Annotated in this window: 1 protein-coding gene and 1 pseudogene; both read right to left on the reverse strand. The window is 41.4% G+C overall.

Features of this window, described 5'->3' with window-relative positions; genetic code table 11:
• On the reverse strand, window positions 1–322 hold a 322-nt coding region (locus HC175_RS17055), incomplete at its 3' end, for a phage holin family protein (RefSeq protein ID WP_168139530.1).
• A 19-nt stretch (window positions 323–341) separates the two neighbouring features.
• Window positions 342–543: pseudogene (locus tag HC175_RS17060) on the reverse strand (flavodoxin family protein); the annotation flags it as partial.

Raw genomic sequence — 543 nt, forward strand, 5'->3', positions numbered from 1 at the left:
TGGCAATGATGATCGCCAGCCATAATGAAGGCATGAATCCGTGAGTTTTAAAATCGCTGCTCAGTTTATCTGCTATTTCAATGATGATCGCATAGGCGATGATCCTGGTAATAAAGCCCAGCCCCAGGAAATAGAATATTCCCAGCGTCGCAATATTAAGCACTGCAGTAAGGATCCAACTCAACAGAAAGCTGAGAATACCAATGATAACTGCAACCAAAATAGCCGTTTTCCAGCCTTTTAGTTCTACCTTGGGTAACATTTTTGCTGCAATTAGTAAGACTGCGGCGTCAATAATAATGTGGATTAGCCAGTTTAGCATGAGGATTGGTTTTTAGTGGTTAGTCTTCTGTATCACTTATTTTTTCAGCTTTTTTCTTAAGCTCGTTCACGTTTGTTGGGTATGGATTTTCCTTTAGAACCTTGGCCAGGTGTACCATGTTATGAACCATAAGATATAAGGTTCTGTTGGTAAAGAAATGCCTGTCTCCTTTGGCTTCAATATAAGCCGGACCCGGACCGGCCTTACCCACAAAGTAGCTA

Source organism: Salinimicrobium oceani, from assembly GCF_012037645.1.